Below are 26,397 nucleotides of genomic sequence, written 5' to 3' on the forward strand. Positions count from 1 at the left end.
GGGGGGCCGGGCGACGTCGGTCGCTGTCATTATCCGCATATCGGGCCGACGGCGCACCCCTGCTCGGCGCTTGCCCTTCCGCGCTCACCCGAGCCGGTCGGCGAGGCGCGCCTCCAGGGTGCGCTGGTCCTCGTCGAAGCGGCGGATGCCCTCGGCCAGCTTGTCGTTGGCCATGGCGTCCTGGTTATGGCCCCAGCGGAAGGCGGGCTCGTCGAGGGGCGCAGGTCGCTCGGCGGCGGCGGGGATCGTCACCGCCGGGGCCACCTCGCCCTCCTCCGCCGCCAGTTCCTCGAGCAGCGCGGGGGAGATGGTCAGCCGCGGGCAGCCGGCCAGCGCCAGCACCTGGCCGACGGTGCGGAAGCTCGCCCCCATCACCACGGTGTCATAGCCGCCGCGCCCGACGAGTTCGCAGACGCCGCGCACGAAGCGCACCCCGGGGTCCTCCTCCGGCGCGTACTCCTTGCCGGTCTCCTTCTTGTACCAGTCGGTGACCCGGCCGACGAAGGGCGAGACCAGGAAGACCCCGGCGTCGAAGCAGGCCCGGGCCTGGGCCTCGCTGAACAGCAGGGTCAGGTTGCACTGGATGCCCTCGCGCTCGAGTCGCTCGGCGGCGCGGATGCCCTCCCAGGTGGAGGCCAGCTTGATCAGCACGCGATCGCGGCCCACGCCGCGCCGGTCGTAGCGCTCGATCAGTTCATGGGCCTTGCGCACGCTGGCCTCCTCGTCGAAGGAGAGGCGCGCGGCCACCTCGGTGGAGATCCGCCCAGGGATGTGGCGGGCGATCTCGGCGCCCTTGGCCACGGCCAGACGATCCACCGCCTGCGCAAGGCGCGCCTCGGGGTCGGCGACCTCCGCCTTGACGGCGGCAAGCTCTTCGTCGATCAGGGCCTGGTAGCCCGGCAGGTCGAAGGCCTTGAGCAGCAACGAGGGATTGGTGGTGGCGTCGTGGGGCCGGTAGCGCTTGATGGCGTCCAGGTCGCCGGTGTCGGCAACCACCAGGGAGTGGGTCTTGAGGCTGTCGAGTCGGGTCATCATGGGGATCTCCTCGTATGCGGTAGGGGGAAGTGCGATGCGATGGGTGAGGCTCAGGTCACGGCGTGACGCTCGGCCAGGCACCGGCGATAGCGGGCATGGACCTCATCAAAGGCGGCGACATTCGCCGGGTCGGGCTCGGCCCGCGAGCTCTCGTCGAGATGCACCAGGCGCGTGCAGAGCTCGGACAGCTCGCCGTCCCCGGCCCCCGCACGATGACACCAGGCCGCCTGCAGGGCGGCGCCCAGGGCCGCGGCGTCGGTGACCTCGGGACACACCACCCGGCTGGCGGTGACGTCGGCCAGCATCTGACGCCACACCGGGCTGCGCGCCCCGCCGCCGATCAGGCGGATCTCGCTCACCCCCTCGGTGAGCCGGCCGAACTGCTCCAGACCGTAGCGAAGACCCAGGGTGGCGCCCTCCACCACTGCCCGGCAGAGGTTGGCCGGGGTGGTATTGACGCTGGTCAGGCCGTCCAGGCTGGCACTGGCCTCGGGCAGCATGGGCACCCGCTCGCCGTTGAAGAAGGGCAGCATCGTCACGCCCTCGGCGCCGATGGGCGCGGCCGCCACCCGCTCGCCGAAGGTGGCGAGATCCAGGCCAAACAGCTCGCGGATCCGCGTGGTGGCCGAGGTGACGTTCATGGTGCAGACCAGCGGCAGCCAGCCGCCATGGCTGGCACAGAAGTTGGCCACCAGGGGATTGTCCACCACCGGCTCCGGGGAATGGGCGCAGATGGTGCCCGAGGTGCCGAGGCTCAGGGTCACCAGCCCCGGGCGGATATTGCCCGTGCCGATGGCGCCGAGCATGTTGTCGCCGCCGCCGCTGGCCACCAGGACGTCGTCGGCCAGCCCCAGCTCGCGGGCCAGCGCGGGGCGCACGGTGCCGGCCGGCTCGCGGGAGCCGATCAGTCGCGGCAGCACCCGGCCCGGGTCGAGCTCCGGGGCGATCTCGGCGAGGACGTCGTGCCGCCAGCGCCGGGTGCGGGTATCGAAGTAGCCGGTGCCGGAGGCGTCGCCGGCCTCGGCCACCCGCTCGCCGGTGAGCCAGAAGTTGAGGTAGTCGTGTGGCAGCAGCAGGGTGGCGATGCGCGCATAGGCCTCGGGGTGCACCTCACGCAGCCAGGCGAGCTTGGAGGCGGTGTAGCCGGTCTGCAACACCAGGCCCAGCCTCTCCAGGCAGCCCGCCTCGCCGCCCAGACGCTCGACCAGGGCGGCGTTCCAGGCCGCAGTCTCGGTGTCGCACCACAGCTTGGCGGGGTGCACCGGCTCGCCGGCGGCGTCCAGTGCCACCAGCCCGTGCTGCTGGCCGGAGACGCCCAGGGCACGGATTGCCCGGGCGTCGACACCGGACCGCGCCACGGCCTCCCCGAACGCGCCGCAAAAGGCCGCGACCCAGTCGGCGGGCGCCTGCTCGCGTCGACCGCCCTCCCCCTCGTCCAGGCGGTGGGGACGACTCGCCTCGCCGAGGATCCGCTCGCCTTCGGGGTCCAGCACCACCACCTTGGTGCTCTGGGTCCCGCAGTCCACGCCGACGTACATCAGGACGCCCCTCCTGGCGCTGCCAGCCGTTCCAGGGTGGCACGTGCGCCCCTCTCGTGCAGCGAGGTGAGGACCGCGACGTAGGCCTCGCGGAAGCGCACCTCCTCGGCCAGGTCGCCGAAGAGCTCACGATTCTCGATGAAGGCCGTGGGCCGCTCGCGGTTGCGTGTCGCCAGCGCCATCAGCTCCTCCCTGAGGCGATCCACCACCTCGATGGGCTTGCCCTGCTCGTCGACGCCCTCGGCATAGCGCGCCCAGCTGGCCACCACCGCGGCGCTGCGATGCATCTCGCCGCCACGCGCGATCTGCTCGCGGATCACCGGCACCAGCCACTTGGGGATGCGATCCGAGCTCTCGGCACAGAGCCTGGCCAGGGTGTCTCGTACCTCGGGGTTGGCGAAGCGCTCGATCAGGGTCCGGCGGTACTCCTCGAGGTCGATGCCCGGCACCGAGGCCAGGGTCGGCGAGGCCTCGTGGCGCATGTAGCCGAGCAGGAAGTCGACGAACAGCGGGTCCTGGCACACCTCATGGGCATGGCGGTAGCCGGCGAGATAGCCGAAGTAGGCCAGCGCCTGGTGGCTGGCGTTGAGCAGGCGCAGCTTCATCATCTCGTAGGGCACCACGTCGTCCACCAGCTGCACGCCAACCCGCTCCAGCGGCGGGCGCCCGGCGACGAAGCGGTCCTCCAGCACCCACTGGGTGAAGGGCTCGCAGACCACCGGCCAGGCGTCCTCGATGCCGAAACGCTCGCGAAGCTCGGCGATATCGGCCGCGCTGGTGACCGGAGTGATGCGGTCCACCATGGCGTTGGGGAAGGCCACTTCAGCCTCGATCCACGCGGCCAGCGCCGGGTCCCGGGCACGGGCGTAGGCGGTGAAGGTCTCCTTCGCCACATCGCCGTTGCCCTGGATGTTGTCACAGGACATCAGCGTGAAGGGGGCGATGCCGCGCTCGCGGCGCCTCGCCAGGCCCTCGACCACCAGCCCGAAGGTGGTGCGCGGCGCCTCGGGGTGCGCCAGGTCGTGGCGGATGTCGGGGGCCTCCAGGTCGAACGCCCCGCTCACCGGGTGGAAGTTGTAACCCCCCTCGGTGACGGTCAGTGAGACGATGCGGATCGCCGGGTCGGCGAGGCGCTCCACCACCGCTGACGGGGCGTCGGGGGCGAAGAGGTAGTCGACCATGCTGGCGATGACCCGCGGCTCGCGGCGGCCGTCGGGATGCTTGACCACCAGGGTGTAGAGGTGGTCCTGGGCGGCCAGGGCGTCGCGCATGCGACGATCGCACGGCATCACGCCGACGCCGACGATGCCCCAGTCCAGGGCCTCGCCACGATTCATCAGCGCATCGAGGTACATGGCCTGATGGGCGCGATGGAAGCCACCGACGCCGAAGTGGACGATGCCGGCGGTGATGGCCTTGCGGTCCAGGCATGGCGCGGGGACCTCGGCGGGGAGCCTGGCGAGATTGTCGTTGTTGAGTCGGATCATGCGGGGTCTCCTGCCGAGTCATGCTCGGCGCGACCGACCACGGCACGGCGTCAGCGCCACACCAGGTCGGGCGGGATGGATGTGGTCTTGATCAGTCGGGCGTTGGGCATGTCCTTGTCCAGGGCCTTGCGACGGGCGGCATCGGCGTCGCGGCCCATGGCCAGCCAGCGCTCGATCAGGCGCTGCTCCAGGGTCGCGTCGTCCACCTCGAGCATCACGCTCAGGTCGAAGAGGCCATGCAGGGCGCGCCAGGGCCCCTGGTCGAGCAGCAGGTAGTTGCCCTCGACGATGACGATGCGGTGCTCGCGGGTGACCAGCCGGCCCCCGGCACGGGCCAGGTCCAGGGGCCGGTCGAACACCGGCACCGCCACCGCGGCATCCGCGCGGCGAATGCGTTCCAGGTCGACCCTCAGGCCTTCGGCGTCGAAGGTATGGGGCGCGCCCTTCACCGGCAGCTGCGCCTCGCCGAGCACCGCGTTGTCGAAGTGGTAGCCATCCATGGGGACCACCACCACCTGCCCCGGCAGGGCGTCGTCGATGGCCTGCAGGAGCTGCTCCGAGCGGTAGGACTTGCCGGCGCCGGGCGGCCCGGCCAGGGCCACCAGCAGGCGTTGGCGCCCCTCCGCCGCAGCAAGGATCCGCCGGGTTACCGGGTTGAGGGAGTCGGCGTGGGGAGTGGGTGTCATGGCATCAAACCTCGTCTGTCGCATCGGTCGCGCGGCTCGGCAGTGAACTCGTCGATGGTTGAGATATCGCACATGGCTCAGCTCATCCAGTTGCCGCCGTCGACGTTGAGGGTCTGGGCGACCACGTAGTCGCTGTCGTCGCTGGCCAGGAAGAGCGCGGCGCCGCCGTAGTCGTCGGGCCGACCCATGCGCCCGGCCGGCACCGCCTCGCCCACCAGGCGCTTCTTCTCGCCGAGGGGGCGCTTCTCGTAGCGTGCAAAGAGCGCATCCACCTCCTCCCACATCGGGGTATCCACCACCCCGGGGGCGATGCCGTTGACGTTGATGCCGTGCTCGATCAGCCCCAGCCCGCAGGACTGTGTCAGGCTGATCACCGCCGCCTTGCTGGCGCAGTAGGTGCTCACCAGTGCTTCGCCACGGCGCCCCGCCTGGGAGGCCATGTTGATGATCTTGCCCCCCTGGCCACGCGCCACCATCGCCCTGGCCACGGCCTGGAGGGTGAAGAACAGTCCCTTGACGTTGACGGCGAACTGGCGGTCGTAGCTCGCCTCGGTCACCTCCAGCACCGGCTCCATGCCGAAGACGGCGGCGTTGTTGACCAGGATGTCGATGCCGCCGAAACGGGCGCTGACGCCTTCCACCATGGCGTCGATGGCCTGGCGGTCGCAGACGTCGAGGCGCACGCCCATCAGCCGCTCGTCGCCGTGCCCCTCACCCTTCAACGTGGCCAGGGCCTCGTCGATGGCGGCCGGGTCGATATCGGCGACCACGACATTGGCGCCTTCGGCCAGGTAGCGCTGGGCGATGGCCAGGCCGATGCCTCGGGCCCCGCCGGTGATGACGCTGGTCTTGTTGTCGAGTTTCATCGTGTCGTCCTGTTGTTCTGTCCGTGGGGTCAGTCTTGTCATCGGGTCATGGCACGCAGGCGGCTCTGCCGCCAGTCGTCGACCAGGGACTCGAGCCCGTGCATGTGCTCGAGAATCCGCCAGGCACCCGCGGCCATCAGTCGGCGCTCCTGCCCCGGTTCGACATGACTGGCCCCGGTGAAGCCGATCACCGTCATGCCGGCGGCATGGGCGGCGGTAACGCCCGAGACGCTGTCCTCCACCACCAGGCAGTCCCCGGGGAGACGTGCCAGCTCACCGGCCGCCAGGTGGTAGAGGTCGGGGGCGGGCTTGGGATGGGCCACCTGGTCCGCCGTGAACACCGGCGACTCGCCCAGCAGCCGGTCCAGCCCGGTGGTCGCCAGGGATGCCAGCACCCGCTGCCGGCGGCTGTTGGAGACCACCGCCTTGGGCAGGTCGATGGCGGCGATCGCCTCGGCCACCCCCGGCATGGCCTGGAGCTGCCGAGCCAGCCGCGCCTCGATGGTCTCGTCCACCCGCGCGGTGGCCGCCGGCGGCAGGCGATGTACACTCAGGCCCTCCAGGTGGCGCAGGATATTGGCGGTCGTCATGCCCAGTGCCTGGCTGAGCACGGTGTCGGCGTCCAGGTCCGGCAGCCACTCGCCCAGCAGCTCCACCAGCGTCGCCTCGGCGATCGCCTCGCTGTCAACCAGCACGCCGTCACAGTCGAAGATCAGGGTGTCCATGAGCGCATCCGTCACAGGCTGTCGGCGTCGGAGGCAACGCGGTTGTCCCGGCGCGTCAGGCCTGCCAGGGGGTGCTGGTGCAGGCTGGGCAGGGCCAGTCCGCTGGCATCGAAGAGATGCGCCCGCCCCGGCTCGAAACCGAAGCGCACCGTCTCGTGGACGCAATGCACCACGTCGCCATCGGCCATGATGGTGACCAGCGTCTCGCCCATCTGGACGTAGAGCGAGGTCTGGCCACCCAGCCGCTCGAGGACCTGGATCTCCCCTTCCAGCGGTCCCTGGTCATCGAGCAGCAGGTGCTCGGGACGGATGCCGAGCTCCAGGCTTGAATCGACCGCCAGCTCGCTGCCATCCGCCGGCACGGTGCAGGTTCCGCCGCCGGGCAACCGGATGCCGACGCCCTCGGCATGCGCCCGCTCGAGCCCGACCTCCAGGAAGTTCATCTTCGGCGACCCGATGAAGCCTGCCACGAAGCGGTTGCGAGGGTGGTGATAGAGCTCCATGGGCGAGCCCACCTGCTCCACCTCGCCGTCATGCAGCACCACGATCTTGTCGGCCATGGTCATGGCCTCGATCTGGTCATGGGTGACGTAGATCATGGTGGCGTCGAGCTCCTCGTGGAGCCGCGCCAGCTCGATGCGCATCTGCACGCGCAGGGCCGCGTCGAGGTTGGAGAGCGGCTCGTCGAAGAGGAAGATGCTGGGATTGCGGACGATGGCCCGGCCGATGGCCACGCGCTGGCGCTGGCCACCGGAGAGTGCCTTGGGCTTGCGGTCCAGCAGGGGCTCGAGCTGCAGGATCCTGGCCGCCTCGAGGACCTTCTGGCGGCGCTGCTCCTTGGGCACCCTGGCCAGCCGCATGCTGAAGCCCATGTTGTCCTCGACGGTCATGTGCGGATAGAGCGCGTAGCTCTGGAACACCATGGCCAGCCCGCGATCGGCGGGCCCCACGTCGTTCATGCGCTGGCCATCGATGACGATGTCGCCCGAGGAGGCGCTCTCCAGGCCGGCGATCATGCGCATCAGGGTCGACTTGCCGCAGCCTGAGGGGCCGACGAAGACCACGAATTCCCGGTCGTTGACCTCCAGGTCCACGCCACGGATGACGTCGGTCTCGCCGAAGCGCTTGGTGATCTGCTTGAGTTGTAATGTTGACATCTGAGTATCCCTTTACTTGACGGCGCCGAAGGTCAGGCCGCGCACCATCTGCTTCTGGGTCATCCAACCGAGGACGAGAATCGGGGCAATGGCCATGGTCGAGGCCGCGGAGAGCTTGGCCCAGAACAGCCCCTCGGGGCTGGAGAAGGAGGCGATATAGGCGGTCAGCGGTGCCGCATTCGACGAGGTGAGGTTGAGGCTCCAGAAGGCCTCGTTCCAGCTCAGGATCACCGACAGCAGACCGGTGGAGGCAATGCCCGGCAGGGTCAGCGGCATCAGCAGGAAGAGCACTTCCTGCAGGGTGCTCGCCCCGTCCATGCGCCCCGCCTCGAGGATGTCCTTGGGCATGTCCTTGAAGAAGGTGTAGAGCATCCACACCACGATCGGCAGGTTCATCAGGGTGTAGACGATGATCAGGCCGGTGCGGGTATCGAGCAGGCCCACGTCGCGGAAGATCAGGTAGATCGGCACCAGCACCCCGACCGGCGGCAGCATCTTGGTGGAGAGCATCCACAGCAGGGTGCCCTTGGTGCGCCTGGTGGGCAGGAAGGCCATCGAGTAGGCGGAGGGGATGGCGATCAGCAGTGCCAGCAGGGTCGAGCCGAAAGCCACCACCACGCTGTTGATCGCGAATCGGGCATAGCCCGTCCGGTCATGGACCGCCTGGTAGCTCTCCAGGGTCGGCGAGAAGATCAGGCTGGGGTCGGCGATGGCCGCCGCCTCGGTCTTGAAGCCGGTCAGCACCATCCAGAAGATCGGGAAGAAGATCACGCAGGCGACGGTCCAGCCGAGCACGGCCAGGCCGAGCTTCCTGACGCCGGCCGAGGCCAGCAGGGAGGGCCGGGGCGCCAGCGGGATCGCGGCGCTCTGCGTCCCGAGTTGCTTGGTTCTTGCAGTGGTCATGAGGTGCTCCCGTTGCCCTAGTCTTCCAGGTTCCTGGCCACCATGCGGACCAGGAAGATGGCGACGATGTTGGCGAGGACGATGGCTACCACCCCGCCCGCGGAGGCCATGCCGACGTCGAAGTCGAGCAGGGCACGGATGTAGATCAGGTAGGCCAGGTTGGTGGTGGCGAGCCCCGGGCCTCCCGAGGTGGTGACGAAGATCTCGGCGAAGATGGTTAGCAGAAAGATCATCTCGATCATGATCACCACGCTGATCGCCCGCTTGAGGTGCGGCAGGGTGATGAAGAAGAAGATGGCGACCGGACCGGCACCATCCATGCGCGCCGCTTCCACCTGATCCTCGTCCAGCGACTGCATGGCGGTGAGCAGGATCAGCAGGGCGAAGGGCAGCCACTGCCAGGCCACGATGATGATGATCGAGGTCAGCGGCAGCGAGGAGAACCAGTCGACGGCCGTCAGGCCGAAGGACTCGGCAACCCAGGAGAGGACCCCGTTGGAGGGGTGCATCATCATGTTCTTCCACACCAGGGCGCTGACCGTGGGCATGACGAAGAACGGCGAGATGGCCAGCACCCGGGCGATGCCGCGTCCGGCGAACTCCTGCTGGAAGAGCACCGCCAGCAGGGTGCCGCCCACCACGGTGATCGCCAGCACCCAGCCGACCAGCAGCAGGGTCGTGCCCATGGCCGACCAGAGGGCGGGATCGGTGAACAGGTATTCGTAATTTTCCAGCCCCGCGAAGCCGGTCATGCCCGGCATCAGGAGGTTGTAGCGCTGGAAGGAGAACCAGATCGTCATCCCCAGGGGGACCAGCATCCACATCAAAAGCAGGGTGACGGCCGGCGCCTGCAGCGACAGGGTCCTGAGCCCCCCGACGGTGCGGCCGGAAGCGCGTGTCTTGTTCATGGGAGTACCCGCGAGACCAGGTAGGGAAATGGACCCGGCCGGGAAACCCCGGCCGGGAGCGGCTGGCATCGATCAGTCGAGGTAGCCAGCGCGCTGCATGGTGCGCTCCGTGGCGCGCTGGGCGCTCTGCAGCGCCTGTTCGACCGTCATGTCGCCGGTCAGGGCCGCAGCCACCGTCTGGCCCACCTGGGTGCCGATGGACTGGAACTCGGGAATGCCGACGAACTGCACGCCGGTGTAGGGGCTCGGTTCCAGCGTCGAATCGGTGGGGTCGGCACTCTGCATGGCCTCGAGGGCGAAGTTGGCGAAGGGCGCCGCTTGCTGGTAGTTCTCGTTGGCATAGGTGGACTCACGAGTCCCCGGCGGCACGCTGGTCCAGCCCTCGGTCTCGCCGACCAGTTCGATGTACTCCCGTGAGGTCGCCCAGGTGATGAACGCCCTGGCCGCCTCCTGCTTCTCCGAGGAGGTCGGGATGGCCAGCGCCCAGGACCACAGCCAGTGGGAACCCTTGGGTGTCTTCGCCACCGGCGCCTGGGCGAAGCCCAGACTGTCGGCCACCTGGGATTCCGACGGATTGTAGATGCGCCCCGCTGCCGAGGTCGCATCGACCCAGATGGCACACTTGCCGCTGGAGAACAGCGCCTGGTTCTCGTTGAAGCCGTTGGAACTGGCCCCGGGCGGCCCGTAGTCGTTCAGCAGGTCAACGTAGAAGCCGATCGCCTCCTGCCACTCGGGAGAGTCGAGCTCGGGGTTCCAGTCCATGTCGAACCAGCGCCCGCCGAAGGTATTCACCAGGGTCGAGACGAAGGCCATGTTCTCGCCCCAGCCCGGCTTGCCGCGCAGGCAGATCCCGGCGACTTCGTTGTCGGGGTCGTGGAGCTGGCCGGCCCACTCGCGCACCTGCTCCCAGCTCGGCTGCTCGGGCACCTCGATGCCCGCCTCCTCGAACAGGTCCGTGCGGTAATACATCATCGAACTTTCGCCATAGAACGGCAGCGCATGCAGGGTGCCCTCATGGGAGAGACCATCGCGTACCGTCTGCAGCAGGTCATCGACCTGATAGTCCTCGGGCAGGTCGTCGAGGGGCGTCAGCCAGCCCCGCTCGGCCCAGATGGGCACCTCGTAGGTGCCGATGGTCATGACGTCGAACTGGCCACCCTCGGTGGCGATATCGGTGGTCAGGCGCTGGCGCAGCACGTTCTCCTCGAGCACCACCCAGTCCAGTTCGATGTCGGGATGCGCCTGCTCGAAGGCGTCGGTCAGGCTCTGCATGATCACCATGTCGTTATTGTTGACCGTGGCGACGGTGATCTCGGTCTGCGCCTGGGCCTGGCCGGCGACGGCGATGGCTGCGGTCAAGGTCGTCAGGGGGAGATGGCGGATGACTCTCATAACGGGATCCTCTGGGGACATCTTGGCATTGTTATACTGATCATATTGATCAGACTACGAACAAATGATCGAACACGACGCCAGAAAACGCAAAGATTCGGCCTTAGACTTTGGCCCAATGAATCAGCGGTTACGGATGATGCACGGCGTCACGACGGCTCGATGATGCAGCGAGCGGCCGTCTCGTCGGTGACCAGGCCCTTCAGCCAGCCGCCCCGCAGCGCGGCGAGCAGCGCCGGGGCCTTCTCGCGGCCGCCGGCCAGGGCCACCAGGGGCTGGTCGCGCAGCATCTCCAGCGGCAGGCTGGTGACCCGACGGGTGATGGAGCAGTCGATGACCCGACCCTCGCGGTCCAGTGGCCAGCCCAGCAGCTCGCCGACGGCCTCGAGCCGCAGCAGCTCCTCGAGGTCGCTCTGATCGATGAAATGGTCCTGGAAGAGGGTCGCCTGACGGTCGATGCGCCCCACGCCGATGAAGGCCGCCTCCGCCTGCCTGGCGACCTCCGTGATGGCCTGGAAGAGCCGCTGGCCGAGCATGGCCTGCTTCTCCTCCACCGAGTCGGCCACCACCGGGGTCGGCAGCAGGAAGCGCTCGCCGCCGGTCTTGTCGGCCAGCACCACCACACCGTCATAACGGTTGGCGGAGCCGTCGCGAGCCACATTGCCGACCAGCGAGACGAAGCGGTGCTGCGGGCGGTCATGGCGGCTCATGGCCTCCACGGTGGCGCGCACCGAACGCCCGGTGCCCAGCGACAGGGTCAAGGGTTCGCTGCGTACCACCAGGCGGGAGATGCGCTCCGCACCGGCCGCCGCCAGGTAGTAGGCGGCGCCGTCGGGCGCGTCCGGCTCGGCCGGGACCACATCGCAGTAGTCGAGGCCATAGCGGTCACGGATCGCCGCGGCCAGGGCCATGCAGGCCGAAATCGGATGATCGATACGCACCTTGATCAGCCCCTCCTGGCGCGCCAGGGCAAGCAGGCGCTGGACCCCGGGGCGGGAGACACCCAGCTGCTGGGCGATCTCGTCCTGGGTGATGCCCCCCACATAGGACATCCAGGCGGCGCGTGCGGCCTGGTCCAGCTTGCGTTCGAACTTGTCCATGGCCTTGGTCTCCTGGTTCCGCCCGAGTCCGGCTTCCATGATACCGGGGCCGCCTCCCGGCACAATGCCAGGTGTCAGGTTATGCCCGGGGTGACCGACCACTGGAGACGCCTCGCTGCCCGGCCTATGATGCAGGGTTCGAGACACCATTCTTCGAGGAGGAGTCCCCATGCCCATCGCCATGATCACCGGTGCCACGTCCGGCTTCGGCCGCGCCGCCGCTCGCCGCTTCGCCGCCGCTGGCTGGTCGCTGATCCTCACCGGCCGCCGCAGCGAACGCCTGGCGGCACTCGAGCAAGAGCTCGAGGGAAAGGTCGAGGTGCTGACCCTCACCCTGGACGTGCGGGATGCCGAGGCGGTGGCCCGCGCGGTCGAGGGGCTGCCCGCCGAGTTTCGCGAGGTCACCTGCCTGGTCAATAACGCCGGCCTGGCGCTGGCCCCCCAGCCATCGCAGCAGGTCGACCTCGCCGACTGGCACACCATGATCGACACCAACGTCACCGGCCTGGTCAACGTCACCCATGCCATGCTGCCGCGGCTCATCGCCACCGGCGCCGGGGCGAGCATCATCAACATCGGCTCGGCGGCGGCCAAGTGGCCCTATGCCGGCGGCCACGTCTACGGCGCCACCAAGGCGTTCGTCGAGCAGTTCAGCTACAACCTGCGCTGCGACCTCAAGGGCACTGGCGTGCGGGTCACTGACATCGCCCCGGGCCTGGCCGAGACCGAGTTCACCCTGGTGCGCACCAAGGGCGACCAGGCCGCCTCAGAGGCGCTCTACCAGGACACCACGCCACTGCAGGCCGAGGACATCGCCGAGCAGATCTTCCACGTGGCGACGCTGCCGGACCACATCAATATCAACTTTATGGAGATCATGCCGACCCGGCAAAGTTGGTCGCCGACCCACGTCGAGCGCGACTGAGTCGCTCAGGCGCTGCCCCCGTCAGGCACTGCCAAAGTAGCGCTCGCGATCCTCGGCGGTGATGTCGCTGACATGCAGCGGGAAGGCGGCCTCCCGCCGATCGGCGTAGAAGTGGCGCAGGGTGCGCTCGATGGTGGGAAAGGCGAGCTCGTCCCAGGGGATCTCGTGCTCCTCGAACAGCGCCACCTCGAGACTCTCGGGCCCCGCCTCGAAGCCGCCGGCGAGATCGGCACGGAAGATCATGTAGACCTGGTCGATGTGTGGCAGGTTGATCAGGGTATAGAGCCCATGGATCTCGACCTCGGCACAGGCCTCCTCGCGGGTCTCGCGGGCGGCCGCCTCGACGGTGGTCTCGGCGTTCTCCATGAAGCCCGCCGGCAGGGTCCAGTAGCCCTTGCGCGGGGGAATGGCGCGGCGGCACAGCAGCACCCGGCTGCCGCTCACTGGCAGGGTGCCGGCAACGATGCGCGGGTTCTGGTAGTGGATGGTGCCGCATTCGTCGCAGAAGTAGCGCGGCCGGTCGTCCCCGTCGGGAATCGCGAAGCGCACGGTATGGCCACAGTGACTGCAGAAGTTCATGGCGCTCCCTGGCAGGCTGGCGGGCGGCATGACGGCCACCCGGTCAGGGCTTGACGCCGCTCATGGCGGCCGAGTAGAAGGAATCAAACCCGATGGAAACCCCATGTTAGAGAACCTTCGCGAACGCCTGCAAGCACACCGGCCACGCCGGGTCGGCCTGCGCCTGCCCGAAGCCGCGGTGCTGCTGCCCATCGTCGACCGCCCCGAGCCGACCCTGCTGTTCACCCGCCGCGCCGACCATCTCAATACCCATAGCGGCCAGGTAGCCTTCCCCGGGGGCAAGCGCGAACCACAGGATAGCAACCTGCTGGCCACCGCGCTGCGTGAGTCCTGGGAGGAGATCGCCCTGCCGCCGGAGCGCGTGGAGCTGCTCGGCCGGCTGTCGGACGTGGTCTCGCTGCATGGCCTGCGCGTCACCCCCTGGGTGGGGCTGATCGCGCCCGACCTGCCGCTCGTCCCTGACCCGGGCGAGCTCGACGCCATCTTCGAGGTGCCGCTATCGCACTTTCTCGAGGACCAGCGCACCCACACCGACGTGATCCGGGTGGATGGCCGCGACTACTACGTGCCCAGCTACCGCACCGATGGCCACGTGATCTGGGGGCTCTCCGCGATGATGCTGGTGGAACTGCTCGCCGAGGGCTTCGCCATGCCGATCAATCTCTTCGAGCGCCCGCCGGGCGAGCTGCTCTTCCGCCCCGAGCGCCGGGTCTCAAGCCCATGACGACGACCGTCATCCCCGCCTGCACCGCTCTGCCCCGCGAACGGCTGGCCGAGCTGGTCGACGCCCTGGTGGCGCAAGGCTGGTACGTCGGCGAGGCATTTATCCCCGCCGACCTGTGCGCCGAACTGTACCAGGAGCTCGGCGCCATGGCCGACCGGGAGGCCCTGGACGCCGCCGGCATCGGCCGCGGCCAGGAGCATGCCCTGCGCCGGGACATTCGCGGCGACGCCATCCGCTGGCTGGACCGCGAGAGCCGCGCCCGCCGCCGCTACCTGGAGGCCATGGGCGCGCTGCAGCAGGAGCTCAACCGGGCGCTGTTCCTGGGGCTCTTCGAGTACGAGGCCCACTTCGCCCACTATCCGTCCGGCGCCTTCTACCGGCGGCATCTCGACAGCTTCCGTGGCCGAGCCAACCGGGTGGTCTCCACGGTGGGCTACCTCAACCCCGACTGGCCCGCCGACGGCGGTGGCGAGATGGTGATCTTCGCCGCCGAGGACCCGGAGCGCGAGCTGGTCCGGGTCCGCCCCGAGGCCGGCACCTTCGCCTGTTTCCTCTCCGAGAGCGTGCCCCACGAGGTGCTGCCGACCCGCCTGCCGCGGGCCAGCATCGCCGGCTGGTTCCGGCGCAACGCCTCCCTGGGCGGCCTCGTGGACCCCGCGCGCTGATGACGGATGGGTCCGCGATGGGCGAGGCACAACGACTGCAGGCACGCCTCGCCGAGCTTGAGGCGCACAACGTGGCCCTCGAGGCCGAGAAGGCGCACTACCGCTGGCTCGCCGACAGCACCACCGACCTGATCTCCCGCCACGCCCGGGACGGCACCTTCCTCTACGCCTCCCAGGCGGCCCGGGACCTGCTCGGCTATGAGCCCGAGGCACTGATCGGGGTCTGCGCCTACGACCTCTTCCACCCCGCGGACCTCAGCGACCTGCTCAACAAGTCACCGCGGGTCTACTACCACGACGGCTTCTACCAGCAGACCTACCGCTTCCGCGCCCGGGATGGCCACTACGTCTGGTTCGAGACCACCAGCCGCACGCGCCGCGACCCGGCCACCGGCGAGCTGATCGATATCCTCTGTGTCTCACGGGACGTGAGTCGGCGCATCTGCATCGAGGCCCACCGCGAGCGCCTGGCCCGGGTCGTGGAGTCGACCACCGACTATGTGCTGTTCGTCGACGGCCACGAGCGCATCTTCTATTCCAACGAGGCCGCTCGCCGGCTGCTCTCCCGTCCGTCACGACGCTTCCGGGAAGACAGTGAGGCGCCCCTCGATCAGGCCTACACCCCTGACGCCCTGGCGATATTGCGCGAGATCGTGCTGCCCGCCGTGGCGCGCTACGGATCATGGAGCGGCGAGCTCGAGATGCGCGGCCCACACGGGCCCGTGCCGGTGCTCAGCGTAGTGATGGCCCACTCGGCGCTCGGCGCCGAGCCCGACCACCTCTCGCTGCTCAACCGCGATATCGGCCTGCGCAAGGCCGCCGAGGCCCAGGAGCGCCGCCATCAGGAGCAGATCGCCCATGCCAACCGTCTGGCCACCACCGGCGAGCTCGCCTCCAACATCGCCCACGAGCTGAACCAGCCGCTGGGCGCCATCGCCAACTACGCCAGCGGGGCCCTGATGCATCTCGCCGCCGACCCGCCCCGTTCCGTCGATGAGCTACGCCTGCCCCTCACGCGCATCAACGCGCAGGTCCAGCGCCTGGCCGAGCGGCTGCGCCATATCCGGACCTTCGTGCGCAAGGGGCAGACGCGCCCCCGGCCGGTGATGCTGCACGAGGTCATCGACGCCGCCTGCCGGCTCTGCGAGTGGCAGTACCAGCAGGCCGGCGTGGCGCTGGAGCACGACCTCCAGGACGGCCTGCCCCGGGTGCTGGCCGACCCGGTGGCCCTGGAGCAGGTGCTGGTCAACCTGCTGCTCAACGCCCTGGAGGCGAGCCGCGGCCGGCCCGACGCCGACCGGGTGGTGATCCGCGCCCGGCGCACGGGCCCTCGGGAGGTCGTCCTCACGGTCAGTGACCGCGGCCCCGGTGTACCGGCGTCTGTGCGAGAGCATATCTTCGCCCCCTTCCACACCAGCCGGCCCGAAGGACTGGGGATGGGCCTCGCCATCAGCCACTCGCTGATGGAGGCCATGGGCGGTGACCTGCAGTTGCTGCTCGACGACGGCGCCGACGGTGCCACCTTTGCCGGAACATTGCTCTGCGAACCCGGGACTTCGATACGCTGATGCTTGACGGGGCCATGGCCATGTCCGCGCTGAAGGCCGGTGGGCAAGAGGCGATCATGCGGGGCCATACCGACGAACGTCCCGATATGCGTGCGGTACCGTACAGAAAGCGTGCGTGATGGACGCCAACCTACAGCCTCAGGGCATGCAGATCCGTTGGCCAAGCGGGAGCGGGTCCGCAGCGCCCTTCCCCAAGCCCCGGACACGCGCCCCGCAGTGAGCCCAGAATGGCGTGTCGGGTCCGGTCAGGAGCCTGCACATGGATTCCCAAGCGCCGACTATCGACATCACCGCCGAGCCACGGGCATTGAAGCGCGCCCTGGGCGAGTACCGCACGCCACGCCTGGCGCGCAGCGTCCTGGAACTCACGGTCACGGTGATCCCCTTAGCCGCCCTCTGGCTACTGATGTGGGGCACCCTGAGCGCCGGCTACTGGCTTGGCCTGTTGTTCGCCGTGCCCGCCGCGGGGTTCCTCGTGCGCCTGTTCATGATCCAGCACGACTGCAGCCACGGGTCATTCTTTCGTTCCAGAACTGCCAATGACTGGGTCGGACGAGCCATCGGCGTCTTGACCCTGACGCCCTACGATCTCTGGCGACACAGCCATGCCCTCCATCATGCCAACTCCGGCAATCTCGATCGTCCGCGTGTCGGCGGCATCGACACCCTGACCGTGCGCGAGTTCCGAGGCTTGCCGCGAATGCAGCGGCTCCTCTATCGCTTGTATCGGCACCCGCTGGTGCTGTTCGGTGTCGGCCCGACGTACCTGTTCGTCCTGGACCATCGACTGCCAGTGGGTTTCATGCGCGCGGGCTGGATGCCCTGGCTGAGCACCATGAGCACCAATGCGGCGATCGCCCTGCTCGTCACCACCATGATCTGGCTGGTCGGCATGATCCCCTTCCTGCTCGTGCAACTGCCCATCACGCTGCTCGCCTCATCGATCGGCGTCTGGCTGTTCTATGTCCAGCACCAGTTCGAGGACACCCTGTGGGAGCACGACGACGACTGGACGTTCCACGAGGCGGCACTGCACGGCAGTTCCCACTATGACCTGCCGGCCCCCCTGCGCTGGTTCACGGCCAATATCGGGATCCACCATGTTCATCATCTCTGCAGCCGCATCCCCTCCTACCGGCTGTCCGAAGTGCTGCGCGACCATCCCGCACTCCGCCATATCGGCCGTGTCAGCCTGCGAGAAAGCCTGGCGTCGGTGCGGCTCGTGCTGTGGGACGAGGAGCAGCGTCGCCTGGTCTCCTTCGCCGAGACGCACAGGGCGGCCACCGACCGTTCCCGTTAGACCGTGACCTCGTCGAGGAAGCCGTAGTCACTGTCGACGGGCGGCTCTCGGGATCACGATCGCGGGGTGGAACGGATTTGAGGATGGCGTGTATTCTTCCATTGAGCTTGCCGTCCTGCCTGAGGCAGGATGGAGAACAGGGAAACAGGCCAGTAGGGATGAGCCACGGCATACCTCTGGAGGAGCCACATGCAACCGCTGAGCTACTACTACTACGACGTTCTGGAAGGCCTCGAGAAGCCGAGCGATGTCCCGAGGAGCCACCTGCAGGAGGGTTACGACATCCTGTATCGGCATGGCGGGCGCATCGAGATCGACCTGATGCGCAAGGCCGAGGACGGTAATGCTCAGGGCGAGCCCTTCCACTGGTACGAAGATCTCGATGACGAGCAGCGGGCAAAACTCCACAAGGCCCTGGATGGCAGTGACCCGGCGAAGATCCTCAAGATCATGCAGCGCAACGGCTATGCCGGCGTGCTCTACCACCATGCCTGGGAACACTTCCGGAATGGGGCCGGTGCCGAATAGCGACGCATCGCTCTGCGCCATTCTCCACACCGCCGCATATTGTCCAGGGGCCCGCGAGCCATCGCGGGCCCCGTCTTCCTGTCTGACCGGCAGACGCCTAAGGCTTGGCCATCAGGTCCGCTCGCCAGGCCCGCCAGAAGGTCACGCCCTGCAACACGGCCAGTAGCGCCTCGTAGAACGCCAGCAACCACAACGGCCCAGCCGCGAACAGGAAGAACAGTGCGAAGAGGCCCCGGAACAGGGTCGACAGCAGCGCCACCAGGCGGTTGTGCAGTGGCGCCAGGGCGGCCGGCAGGTAGAGCAGCCCCACCGCCAGCATGGCCAGGCCGGCGTAGCGTGGCCAGGTCAGGGGCGCCGCCAGGTCGGCCCCGATGATCTCGAGGAAACCGGCGGGCCACCACCATAGCCACAGGCCGAGCAGCACGTTAAGCGCAATGCCGGCGCGCATCACCCGTCGAAAGGTCCGGAATGCGTCCTGTGAGGTCTGCATAGCGAGGCTCCCTGGCCGGTCGGCCGCTAGAAGGTGAGCAGATAGTCGAGCAGGGCTGCCCGCTCCTCCGCCGCCAGCCCGGTGCCATAGCCATGGCCCTGATTGCCGTTGCCGGGCAGGCGGGTGTCGAAGCAGAAGCCCTCGTCCAGGGGCTCCCCCGGAGTGCAGTCGGGGGCCACAAAGCCGCCCTTGTCGCCGTCCAGCACGTCCAGGCCACGGACGAAGGCCGTGGGGCGCTCCTCCGGGGGCAGCAGCAGATCGTGCAGGGTCGGCACCGAGCCATTGTGCAGGTAGGGGGCGCGCAGCCAGAGCCCGTCGAGGGGTTGGCTGGCGTAACCGTGGGTCTTGCGGAAGTGGCGGAAGCGATAGCGCTCGTCATCGGCGAACAGGGTGAGCTGGTCGCGACGCAACCTCTCGGTGTAGCTGTCCAGGCGCGCCGGGTCGACATCGAGCGTGGCGTTGGGCACCACCTCGCCAAGCCGCCCACCCTCGAAGACGAAGCGCTCGCCCTCCTGGTAGCCATGGCAATCGGCACACTGGCGCATGAAGAGCGCCTTGCCGGCCGACACACTCTCGGCATCCGGGGCGTGGGGGCTCGGCGGCGGCTCGAGGTCGAGCAGCCAATCGGCCACTCGCTCGATGGCGGCGTGGTCGACGCTCTCCTCGGTGACCCCGGCGCCCAGGGCGGCGCTCAGGTTGCGCTCCTGCAGCGAGGCGTTGTTGCCGTCCCAGTGCAGGTCCATGCCCTGGCGGGGACGCTGCAGGAAGATCGACGGGAAGTCCGCGGTGCCGATCCGCTCGCCCGCCGTCAGGTCGTCGAGGGTCCGATCGAACTGGATCAGCTTGTAGGGGTTGAAGGTGTCGACCCGCCCCGGCCCCCAGGCCGGCTGCGCCGCCAGCAGCGGGGCGAGCCGCGCCCGGGTCGCGAGCAGCCCCTCGCGCACCCGGGGCAGCACCGCATGACGCCACACCAGCCGCTCGATCCACCCCAGATCCTGGCCCTGCTCTTCCATGGCGGCGAGCACGCTATCCGGCGCCAGCCGCGGGTCATCGGCGACCTCCAGCAGGAAGTCGATGAAGCCGTAGAGGTCCAGGTTGTTGGCGGGCATGCCCGAGAGCAGTCGCGGCTGCGCCTCGCGGGACTGGCGCACCGTGCCGGTGTGGCACACCGCACAGTTGAGCCAGCCCAGCTCCACGCCGCGCACCTCGCGGGTGCCCACGCCGATGGGGAGGTCGCCCGCCTCCAGGCTGTCGCCCGGGGCGTAGAGAAAGCCGAAGGCCGCATAGCCCTCCTCGCCCAGCGTCTCGGGGAAGAGCTCGGGCAACACTCGCCACAGGCGCACCGGCAGGCCGCTTTCCGGCTCGCTGCCGATGGAGCCGTGGCGGAAGTGCGCCTCCGGGTCGGCGTAGTGGCGCACCGACTCGCCACTGTAGCGCCACAGGGTGGGCACGCCGATCGCCAGGACCAGCACGCCGGCCACCACCACGCCCAGCACCAGCAGGGTCAACGGCAGGCGTCGCCGGCGACTACGGCTGGCCTCATGCTGCACGGCGGTGACGGGGGGCTCCTGGCGTCTCATGGCGGCCTCACGGGGTGTGGGACGTCGGCACCGGCGGCAACTGCAGCTCGGGGCGAGTCTCGTAGATGGCCATCAGGGACTCGAGCATGCGCTCGTGGTCGCCGCCGAAGCGCTCGAGTTCATAGCAGCCCAGGGGATTCTTGGGCGCATTGAGCAGGCACTTGTTGCAGAAGGTACAGGGGTTCTCCGGCGTGTCGTGGCCGGCCTGCCACTGGCGCGGCAGGTCGGGGTTGGCGATCAGCGCCCGGGCGCTGGAGACCGCGTCGCACGCGCCCGAGGCAATGGCCTCGCGCACCAGCGAGGCGCGCTGGTAGCCGCCGGTGCTGATCACCGGGATGGTCACCGCCGCACGGATGGCGCGCGCCTCGTCCAGGCCGATGCCCTCCACCTCGCGGCCGCGCCGTTGGCGGAACCACAGCCAGCGGAAGATCCAGCGCAGCGCCGGGTAGCGGAACAGCAGGTAGTTGCGGAAGGTGTCGACTCCGGAGGAGAGCATGGCATCGTAGGTGCTGGCGATGGTCTCGAAGGAGAAATCCCCGGGCGGGTTGAGAGGGTGGGGAAAGAGACTGCCCAGCGAGACGTGCAGGGCATCGGCGCCGGCGGTCTCGGCCCACCGGCACACCTGCAGGGTCTCCGCCAGGCTGTTGCCCTTGCCCTCCCAGGGCAGCACGTCGTTGTGGTCGACGGCACTGATCTTCACCTGCAGGTGGAAGTCCGGCCCCACCCGGTCGCGGATCGCCTCGATCACTTCCAGCAGGAAACGCGCCCGGTTCATCAGCGAGCCGCCGTAGCGGTCGCGGCGGTCGTTGATCGCCGAGCTCAGGAACTGGGTAAAGAGATAGCCGTTGGCGGCGTGCAGCTCCACGCCGTCGAGCCCCGCCTCTCGGGCGCGCCAGGCGCCGCGGGCGAAGGCCTCGACGGTGCGTTCGACCTCGTGGCCGGTCATCGCGCGACACAGGAAGCCGTGCAGCGACTCCTTGTGGTCGGTGGCGCTGGGGGCCCGCCGATGCTGGTTGTGCACTCCCGGCAGGTCCATCTGCCGGCCGGAGTGGCTGAGTTGCAGGATGTACTTGCAGTCAAAGCGGTGCACCGCCTCACCGAGACGCTGCCAGAGCGGGATGAAGTCGTCGCGGTGGATGGTGGCGTAGCCGGCGACGATGCGCCCCTCCATCTGCACCGGCACGAAGGAGGAGAGGATGGCCCCCACCCCACCGCGGGCGAAGCGGCACTCCCAGTTGATGCGGGTCTGGGTCAGGCTGCCGTCCTCGTTGTCGAAGCGCCCGGAAACGTTCGAACGCAGCAGGCGGTTCTTGATCTCGATGTTGCGCCACGTCAGCGGCGTGAAGATGACGTCCTCGCTCATGCGCCTCGCCCTCCTTGCCGCACCGCCATGGCCTGCTCCCAGACCGCCGCCAGCAGCGCCAGGATGAAGCCCTGGGCCGGGCAGCGCGCCCAGCTCTGACCCATGAAGGCCAGTTCACGATCACCACTCCCCCGGGCGGCCTGTGCCAGGCGCAGCACCACCAGGTCGCCGGGTTCCAGCCGGCGCGGCGCACAGGGCGTCGACAGCGGCGCCCGTACCCGGCGCAGCAACGTCTCCGGCGCCGCCAGGGTGCGGCCCAGCACCGCCGCCAGGGAGAGACCGTGAGCCTGGGGAGTCGCCGCCAGCTCGCGCATCGCCGTCAGCGACGCCACCAGGTTATGCACGGCGATGCCGGTGGCGTGCAGGGCCAGCGGCTCGCCCCGGGCGCGCGCGGCCAGCAGCCGCCGGGCGCGGCGCAGGCGCCCGGTGAGCCGTTGGCCCAGGGCGCGCAGGACGTTGCCGCGGGGATAGGCATCGAGCAGCCGGGCCGCCGCATAGCTCGCCTCGTCGGCACGATAATCGTCGCGGAACAACCGCCCCAGCAGCCCCTGGGCGGCGGGTCCCAGCGCCTCGGCCTCGGCCTGGCCGGCCACCGCCTCCACCAGGGTCTTGAAGGCTGGGTCCTGGCGCCAGGACGATACCTCGGTGCGCTCCTCAAGGCGCAAGCCCAGCTCGGCATGGCGAGACGCGCGCCCCTCCGCCTCGCGGGCCAGCAGGGCGGGCAGCGGCTCGCCGTCGAACACGAAAGCCTGGCGCAGGCGGGCCAGGCGCAGGCGATTGACCAGCCCGCCGGCGGGTGCCAGGTGGCGGTCGAGGTGCGGCTCGGCATCCAGCCGGCGAATCTCCCGGGCGTCGCTCACCTCCAGCAGGTTGACGAGACCGGGAATGCTCAGTCGCCTGGCCATGACTCCTCCCTATTGGCGAGACCACGGGAAGAAGACGTTGCGCACCCCTTCCATCCGCGGCAGCAGCTCGGGAAAGTGGCGACCGATCACCGTGCGCAGACCGTTGTCGTCGATCCACTGCATGCCCGCCCGGGTGTAGACCTCGGGGGTGTAGTCGTCGGTGAAGAAACGATCGCTCTTGAGGCGCCGGGAGGCCATCAGGATGAAGATGCGAAAGGCGGTGTCGCTGAAGGCGAAGCCGGGTGGCGGGGTCTCAGCGAGGCAGCCGGTGAGCAGGTCGACCTGCTCCACGTCGCCATAGACCGCCTCCAGTTCGCGCTGCCACTCGGGATTGTCGGTGAGCTCGGCGAAGCTCGCCGGCGCCGGCATGTCGATCAGCCTACGGAAGCGGCAGTAGCGCGGCACCCCGCGCTCGCGGTCGCGCAGCACGTCGATGGTAGCCAGGTCGATGGTGCGCTCGTGGGGGGCCTGCTTGTCATGCTGCTGCAGGTGGCGCGGGAAGTTGTGCAGCACCAGCGCCCCGGGATGGCTGGTGCCCAGCGAATAGAGCGCGTCAACCAGCGGCACCTCGTCGTAGAGCGACCGGGTACGCGAGCCGGCCACTTCGGTAAGGCCGCACGCCTTGAGCGGGCCGTCGTCGGCCAGTCGACGGAAATCGAAGTCGTCGGGGACCAGCGGATGCATGCGGTAGACGGCGCTGAACTCCTCGGTAATGGCGTAGGGCGCGGCGTGGTGATCCACCGGGGAACCGACGATGCCGCTGAACAGCTCACGGTCGCTGACCCGGCCCCGGCTGCGGTAGAAGTGCTCGTCGAGGATGCCCCACCAGTTGGCACGCATCCCCAGGCGCAGCTCCGGGGTATCGAGCAGGGCCGGCGTCCACTCCACGGTGTGGATCTTGGCGATAAGCGCGGTGTTGATCAGGCGCGCCTTCTGGAACAGCCATTCGCCGTCGGGGTCCGGGTGGTCGATGCGCAGCCGGTCGACGATGGCGTTGTGCTCGCGGGCGAAGAGGGTATGCATCAGCGACAGCCCCACCCACCAGTTGCCGTTGACCCCCGCCAGCTCGATGCCGTGCTCGTCTTGGGGCAGGTGTCCATCGGGGCGCAGGTAGAGCTTGCCGTCGGGCAGCAACTCGCCACTCTCCGGGTCGCTGCGCACCAGACGCTGGCGCTTGAGGCTACTGCCGTAGATCTGCGAGCCGTCCCACCACTGGGTCTCGGTGTTGAGGAAGGTCTCCGGGTAGCCCTCGTCGGCGGGGCCGCGCGTCGAGTCTCGGCGCGAGCGCAGCACCGTCATGCGCTCCCAGGGCCAGTCGTCGTCCTCGTCGAGAGGGATCTCGTGGGGTGTCGCCTCGGTGTCGTTGCTGCCGTGACTGAACCAGTCGTGGACCATGAACTGCAGCCAGGCGGGCACCAGAACGTTCAGCGTCGTGGCCGGGGTGAAGGTCTCGCGGGTCATCAGCCGGCGGCTTACCACCCGCGGGCTGGGCGTCATCAGCGCCTCGCCGGTCTCGCCGAAGGTCTCGGCGATGGGCACGTTGCGCCCGAAGCGGGTGTAGGCCTTGCCCATGCAGGGGGCCGCCAGATCGTTGTAGCTGCCGTCGGCGGTGCGGCAGTCGCGCACGTCGACGTCGCCCTTGTCGGGGGCCGGCGGTCGCTCGCGCTCGGTATCATGGAGGTTATGCCAGCGCAGGTTGCCACGGAGGGCGACGAGGTTGAGGACGGCAATCGGGAAGGGGAACCGGTACCACTGGCGGCGCCGGTTGATGCGCCGGAAGAGGCGACCGAGCAGACCGCTACCGCGTTGTCCGAACATGGGAATCCTCCCTGGTAGACGCCGTCGCTAAGATCAGGACACGGTCATCACCCCTTGCCGGCCTTTACCTCGTCGAGGCATGAGATACCTCACCCCTACAGGTTGAACGTGACCCTACTGCAAGTGACAACTAACCTTTAGCACATGGTTTCACCCCCCTCAATGTCGCGCCCCGCCTCACGGGGCCCAAGGAGGACGCTTGGCTACGGGTGGCTACGCGACGGCATTCCGTCTCATGGTATCGCTGGGTGTGGTGGCCAACCTGGTCCTGGCGGTACCCGCGGTCTTCGCCCCCAATGCGGTGATCGCCCTGGTGGGCGGGGCGCCGGTGGCCGAGACGGTGTGGCCCGCCTTTGCCGGCTGGCTACTGATCCTGCTCAGCCTGTTCTATCTTCCGGCGGCCGTCGACCCCATCCGCTACAGGATCATCGCCGAGCTGACGGTGCTGGCGCGCTTCGCCGGGGTCGCCTTCTTCACCCTGCTCTATCCACAATTTCTGCTGCTCGCCCTATTCGACCTGTTCTTCGGCGTCACTCAGGGCGCACTGCTGCTGGCGCTCGGCCGACGCTGAGCGGTGTCTTTGGCTCATTCGGGAGGAAGCGATCATGGCCCCCAGGGATCACGCCCACCCCAAGTCCCGCCGCTGGCTCGCCTGGCTGGCCCTGCTGCTGGCCCTGGGCGCCGCGGTGGCGGCGACCGGCTGGTACAAGCTGTTCCGCGAGGAGCCCCAGCACTTCGACAGCGTCGAGGCCTACTACCGCTACGGCTCCATCGGCACCGAGCCGGAGGAGGGCCTGCCCTACTGGGTCTGGCGTGTGCTGCCGGAACTGTTTCCGCAGCACTTTCCGGGCGATGGAGAAGAGACGGGCTATGCCGCACTGGGCGTGGTCTGGGAGGAAGGCGAACCCACGCCGGTGGGGTTCTCGCTGAAGACCATCGGCTTCCCGCGCATCGGCATCAACTGCGCCGCCTGCCATACCGCCACCTACCGCATGGAGCCGGACGGCGAACGCCGCATCGTGCCCGCCGGTCCCCACCAGACCTTCGACCCCCAGGCCTACCTGCGCTTTCTGGGCGACGCCGCCGCGGACCCGGACTTCACCGCCGACAACCTGCTGGCGGCCATCCGGGAAGAGACGGAGCTCTCCTGGCTCGACCGCCTGCTCTACCGCTTCCTGATCATCCCGCGCACTCGCGACGGGCTGCTGGAGCAGGCCGAACGCTTCAGCTGGACCGAGGACCGGCCACGCTGGGGACCGGGGCGCATCGACCCCTTCAACCCGGTGAAGTTCCACCCCGACCTGCTGGCCCTGGACCCCGCCGAGGACGACACCATCGGCAACTCCGACATCATGCCACTGTGGGCCATGGACGAGCAGGAGGGCTACGCCCTGCACTGGGACGGGCTCAACGACTCCCTGACCGAGGTAGTGCTCAGCGGCGCCATCGGCGACGGCGCCCGGCCCGACTCCCTGCCGGTGGAAAGGCTGGGCGAACTGGAAGCCTACCTGCGCGACCTGGCGCCGCCAGCCTACCCCTTCGACGCCCGGGACGACCAGATGGTCTCGCGGGGCGAGGTGCTGTTCGAGGAGACCTGCGCGAACTGCCACGGTCCCGAGGGGGCACGCACCGGCACGGTGATCCCGCAGACGGAGGTGGGCACCGACCGCCACCGCCTGGCAATGTGGACCGCCGAGTCCGTGGAGCGCTACAACGCCTATGCCGAGGACTACCCCTGGGACTTCGACGCCTTCGTCAAGACCGACGGCTACGTGGCCAAGCCGCTCACCGGCATCTGGTTGCGCGCGCCCTACCTGCACAATGGCTCGGTGCCCACCATAGAAGACCTGCTGCGCCCCGCCGAGGAGCGCCCCGAGGTGTTCCATCGTGGCTACGATGTCTATGACCCCGAACGCCTGGGCTTCATCCACGAGGGCGAGGCAGCCGAGCGGTACGGCTTTCGCTACGATACCCGTGACCCCGGAAACGGCAACACCGGCCACGAGTACGGCACCGAGCTGCCGGCAGAGGACCGCGATGCGCTGGTCGAATACCTCAAGACCCTCTAGCCAGGTTCGGCCAGGCCGGGCCGCGTCATCGAACCGGAAGCCGGTGACGGTTCCGACCGCACCACCTTTGCCGCTACACTGCGGGC

General features: G+C 68.8%; 25 protein-coding genes. 8 read left to right on the top strand and 17 right to left on the bottom strand.

The window, feature by feature from the left end; genetic code table 11:
• Window positions 1-84 precede the first annotated feature (84 nt).
• The 11 genes from tal to QLQ86_RS19680 form a co-directional block, all read right to left on the bottom strand.
• The gene (tal, locus tag QLQ86_RS19630; RefSeq protein WP_282818120.1) at window positions 85-1,035 is read right to left on the bottom strand and encodes a transaldolase; all 951 of its coding nucleotides are present in this window, start codon (window positions 1,033-1,035) and stop codon (window positions 85-87) included.
• 50 nt (window positions 1,036-1,085) lie between these two features.
• On the bottom strand, window positions 1,086-2,573 hold the full coding sequence (xylB, locus tag QLQ86_RS19635; protein ID WP_282818121.1) for a xylulokinase: 1,488 nt from the start codon (window positions 2,571-2,573) through the stop codon (window positions 1,086-1,088).
• Complete coding sequence (locus tag QLQ86_RS19640; protein ID WP_282818122.1) at window positions 2,573-4,060, bottom strand: mannitol dehydrogenase family protein; 1,488 nt, start codon at window positions 4,058-4,060, stop codon at window positions 2,573-2,575. The genes xylB and QLQ86_RS19640 overlap by 1 nt, the downstream gene beginning before the upstream one ends.
• A 50-nt stretch (window positions 4,061-4,110) precedes the next feature.
• The gene (locus tag QLQ86_RS19645) at window positions 4,111-4,746 is read right to left on the bottom strand and encodes a nucleoside/nucleotide kinase family protein (protein ID WP_282818123.1); all 636 of its coding nucleotides are present in this window, start codon (window positions 4,744-4,746) and stop codon (window positions 4,111-4,113) included.
• A gap of 77 nt (window positions 4,747-4,823) precedes the next feature.
• The gene (locus QLQ86_RS19650) at window positions 4,824-5,612 is read right to left on the bottom strand and encodes an L-iditol 2-dehydrogenase (protein ID WP_282818124.1); all 789 of its coding nucleotides are present in this window, start codon (window positions 5,610-5,612) and stop codon (window positions 4,824-4,826) included.
• 38 nt (window positions 5,613-5,650) lie between these two features.
• Window positions 5,651-6,337, bottom strand: a complete 687-nt coding sequence (locus tag QLQ86_RS19655) for an HAD family hydrolase (protein ID WP_282818125.1) — start codon at window positions 6,335-6,337, stop codon at window positions 5,651-5,653.
• An 11-nt stretch (window positions 6,338-6,348) separates the two neighbouring features.
• Complete coding sequence (locus QLQ86_RS19660; protein WP_282818126.1) at window positions 6,349-7,494, bottom strand: ABC transporter ATP-binding protein; 1,146 nt, start codon at window positions 7,492-7,494, stop codon at window positions 6,349-6,351.
• Window positions 7,495-7,506: 12 nt separating this feature from the next.
• The gene (locus QLQ86_RS19665; protein WP_282818127.1) at window positions 7,507-8,397 is read right to left on the bottom strand and encodes a carbohydrate ABC transporter permease; all 891 of its coding nucleotides are present in this window, start codon (window positions 8,395-8,397) and stop codon (window positions 7,507-7,509) included.
• A 17-nt stretch (window positions 8,398-8,414) separates the two neighbouring features.
• Entirely contained in the window at window positions 8,415-9,305 is an 891-nt protein-coding gene (locus QLQ86_RS19670; protein ID WP_282818128.1) for a carbohydrate ABC transporter permease, read from the bottom strand.
• A gap of 72 nt (window positions 9,306-9,377) precedes the next feature.
• Entirely contained in the window at window positions 9,378-10,697 is a 1,320-nt protein-coding gene (locus tag QLQ86_RS19675; protein ID WP_282818129.1) for an ABC transporter substrate-binding protein, read from the bottom strand.
• Between the two features lie 149 nt (window positions 10,698-10,846).
• The gene (locus QLQ86_RS19680; protein ID WP_282818130.1) at window positions 10,847-11,797 is read right to left on the bottom strand and encodes a sugar-binding transcriptional regulator; all 951 of its coding nucleotides are present in this window, start codon (window positions 11,795-11,797) and stop codon (window positions 10,847-10,849) included.
• A 169-nt stretch (window positions 11,798-11,966) separates the two neighbouring features.
• Between QLQ86_RS19680 and QLQ86_RS19685 the strand changes: the two genes are divergently transcribed.
• On the top strand, window positions 11,967-12,722 hold the full coding sequence (locus tag QLQ86_RS19685; protein ID WP_282818131.1) for an SDR family NAD(P)-dependent oxidoreductase: 756 nt from the start codon (window positions 11,967-11,969) through the stop codon (window positions 12,720-12,722).
• A gap of 21 nt (window positions 12,723-12,743) precedes the next feature.
• Here QLQ86_RS19685 and QLQ86_RS19690 read toward each other — a convergent pair whose 3' ends face one another.
• Complete coding sequence (locus tag QLQ86_RS19690) at window positions 12,744-13,301, bottom strand: NUDIX hydrolase (RefSeq protein WP_282735560.1); 558 nt, start codon at window positions 13,299-13,301, stop codon at window positions 12,744-12,746.
• A 103-nt stretch (window positions 13,302-13,404) separates the two neighbouring features.
• On the opposite strand from QLQ86_RS19690, the gene QLQ86_RS19695 reads away from it, so the two are divergent.
• From QLQ86_RS19695 to QLQ86_RS19715, 5 genes are all read left to right on the top strand, one after another.
• Window positions 13,405-14,025 (top strand): CoA pyrophosphatase, encoded by a 621-nt coding sequence (locus QLQ86_RS19695; protein ID WP_282818132.1) that lies wholly within the window; start codon window positions 13,405-13,407, stop codon window positions 14,023-14,025.
• Window positions 14,022-14,690: a 2OG-Fe(II) oxygenase gene (locus tag QLQ86_RS19700; protein WP_282818133.1), complete on the top strand. Its 669-nt coding sequence runs from the start codon at window positions 14,022-14,024 to the stop codon at window positions 14,688-14,690. Before QLQ86_RS19695 ends, QLQ86_RS19700 begins: the two co-directional genes overlap by 4 nt.
• Window positions 14,690-16,258, top strand: a complete 1,569-nt coding sequence (locus QLQ86_RS19705) for a PAS domain-containing sensor histidine kinase (RefSeq protein ID WP_282818134.1) — start codon at window positions 14,690-14,692, stop codon at window positions 16,256-16,258. The genes QLQ86_RS19700 and QLQ86_RS19705 overlap by 1 nt, the downstream gene beginning before the upstream one ends.
• 259 nt (window positions 16,259-16,517) lie before the next feature.
• Window positions 16,518-17,558: a fatty acid desaturase gene (locus QLQ86_RS19710; RefSeq protein ID WP_282818135.1), complete on the top strand. Its 1,041-nt coding sequence runs from the start codon at window positions 16,518-16,520 to the stop codon at window positions 17,556-17,558.
• A gap of 189 nt (window positions 17,559-17,747) precedes the next feature.
• The gene (locus QLQ86_RS19715) at window positions 17,748-18,086 is read left to right on the top strand and encodes a hypothetical protein (RefSeq protein WP_282735565.1); all 339 of its coding nucleotides are present in this window, start codon (window positions 17,748-17,750) and stop codon (window positions 18,084-18,086) included.
• Window positions 18,087-18,183: 97 nt separating this feature from the next.
• On the opposite strand, the gene QLQ86_RS19720 is transcribed toward QLQ86_RS19715, so the two are convergent.
• The 5 genes from QLQ86_RS19720 to QLQ86_RS19740 are packed head-to-tail and all read right to left on the bottom strand — an operon-like array spanning window position 18,184 to window position 24,242.
• Window positions 18,184-18,576, bottom strand: coding sequence for a hypothetical protein (locus tag QLQ86_RS19720; RefSeq protein WP_282818136.1), 393 nt, complete (start codon window positions 18,574-18,576; stop codon window positions 18,184-18,186).
• 26 nt (window positions 18,577-18,602) lie between these two features.
• Window positions 18,603-20,156: a c-type cytochrome gene (locus QLQ86_RS19725; RefSeq protein ID WP_282818137.1), complete on the bottom strand. Its 1,554-nt coding sequence runs from the start codon at window positions 20,154-20,156 to the stop codon at window positions 18,603-18,605.
• A gap of 7 nt (window positions 20,157-20,163) precedes the next feature.
• A complete protein-coding gene (locus tag QLQ86_RS19730; protein ID WP_282818138.1) occupies window positions 20,164-21,519 on the bottom strand; it encodes an NADH:flavin oxidoreductase in 1,356 nt (451 codons plus the stop codon).
• Window positions 21,516-22,424: a hypothetical protein gene (locus QLQ86_RS19735; protein WP_282818139.1), complete on the bottom strand. Its 909-nt coding sequence runs from the start codon at window positions 22,422-22,424 to the stop codon at window positions 21,516-21,518. The genes QLQ86_RS19730 and QLQ86_RS19735 overlap by 4 nt, the downstream gene beginning before the upstream one ends.
• A 9-nt stretch (window positions 22,425-22,433) precedes the next feature.
• The gene (locus QLQ86_RS19740) at window positions 22,434-24,242 is read right to left on the bottom strand and encodes a peroxidase family protein (RefSeq protein WP_282818140.1); all 1,809 of its coding nucleotides are present in this window, start codon (window positions 24,240-24,242) and stop codon (window positions 22,434-22,436) included.
• Between the two features lie 199 nt (window positions 24,243-24,441).
• Between QLQ86_RS19740 and QLQ86_RS19745 the strand changes: the two genes are divergently transcribed.
• Window positions 24,442-24,813, top strand: a complete 372-nt coding sequence (locus QLQ86_RS19745) for a hypothetical protein (protein ID WP_282818141.1) — start codon at window positions 24,442-24,444, stop codon at window positions 24,811-24,813.
• Window positions 24,814-24,847: 34 nt separating this feature from the next.
• Window positions 24,848-26,311: a c-type cytochrome gene (locus tag QLQ86_RS19750; RefSeq protein WP_282818142.1), complete on the top strand. Its 1,464-nt coding sequence runs from the start codon at window positions 24,848-24,850 to the stop codon at window positions 26,309-26,311.
• Window positions 26,312-26,397: the final 86 nt, after the last annotated feature.

Origin of the sequence: Halomonas rhizosphaerae (genome assembly GCF_030012485.1) — a bacterium.
GTDB classification, from domain to species: Bacteria; Pseudomonadota; Gammaproteobacteria; order Pseudomonadales; family Halomonadaceae; genus Halomonas; species Halomonas rhizosphaerae.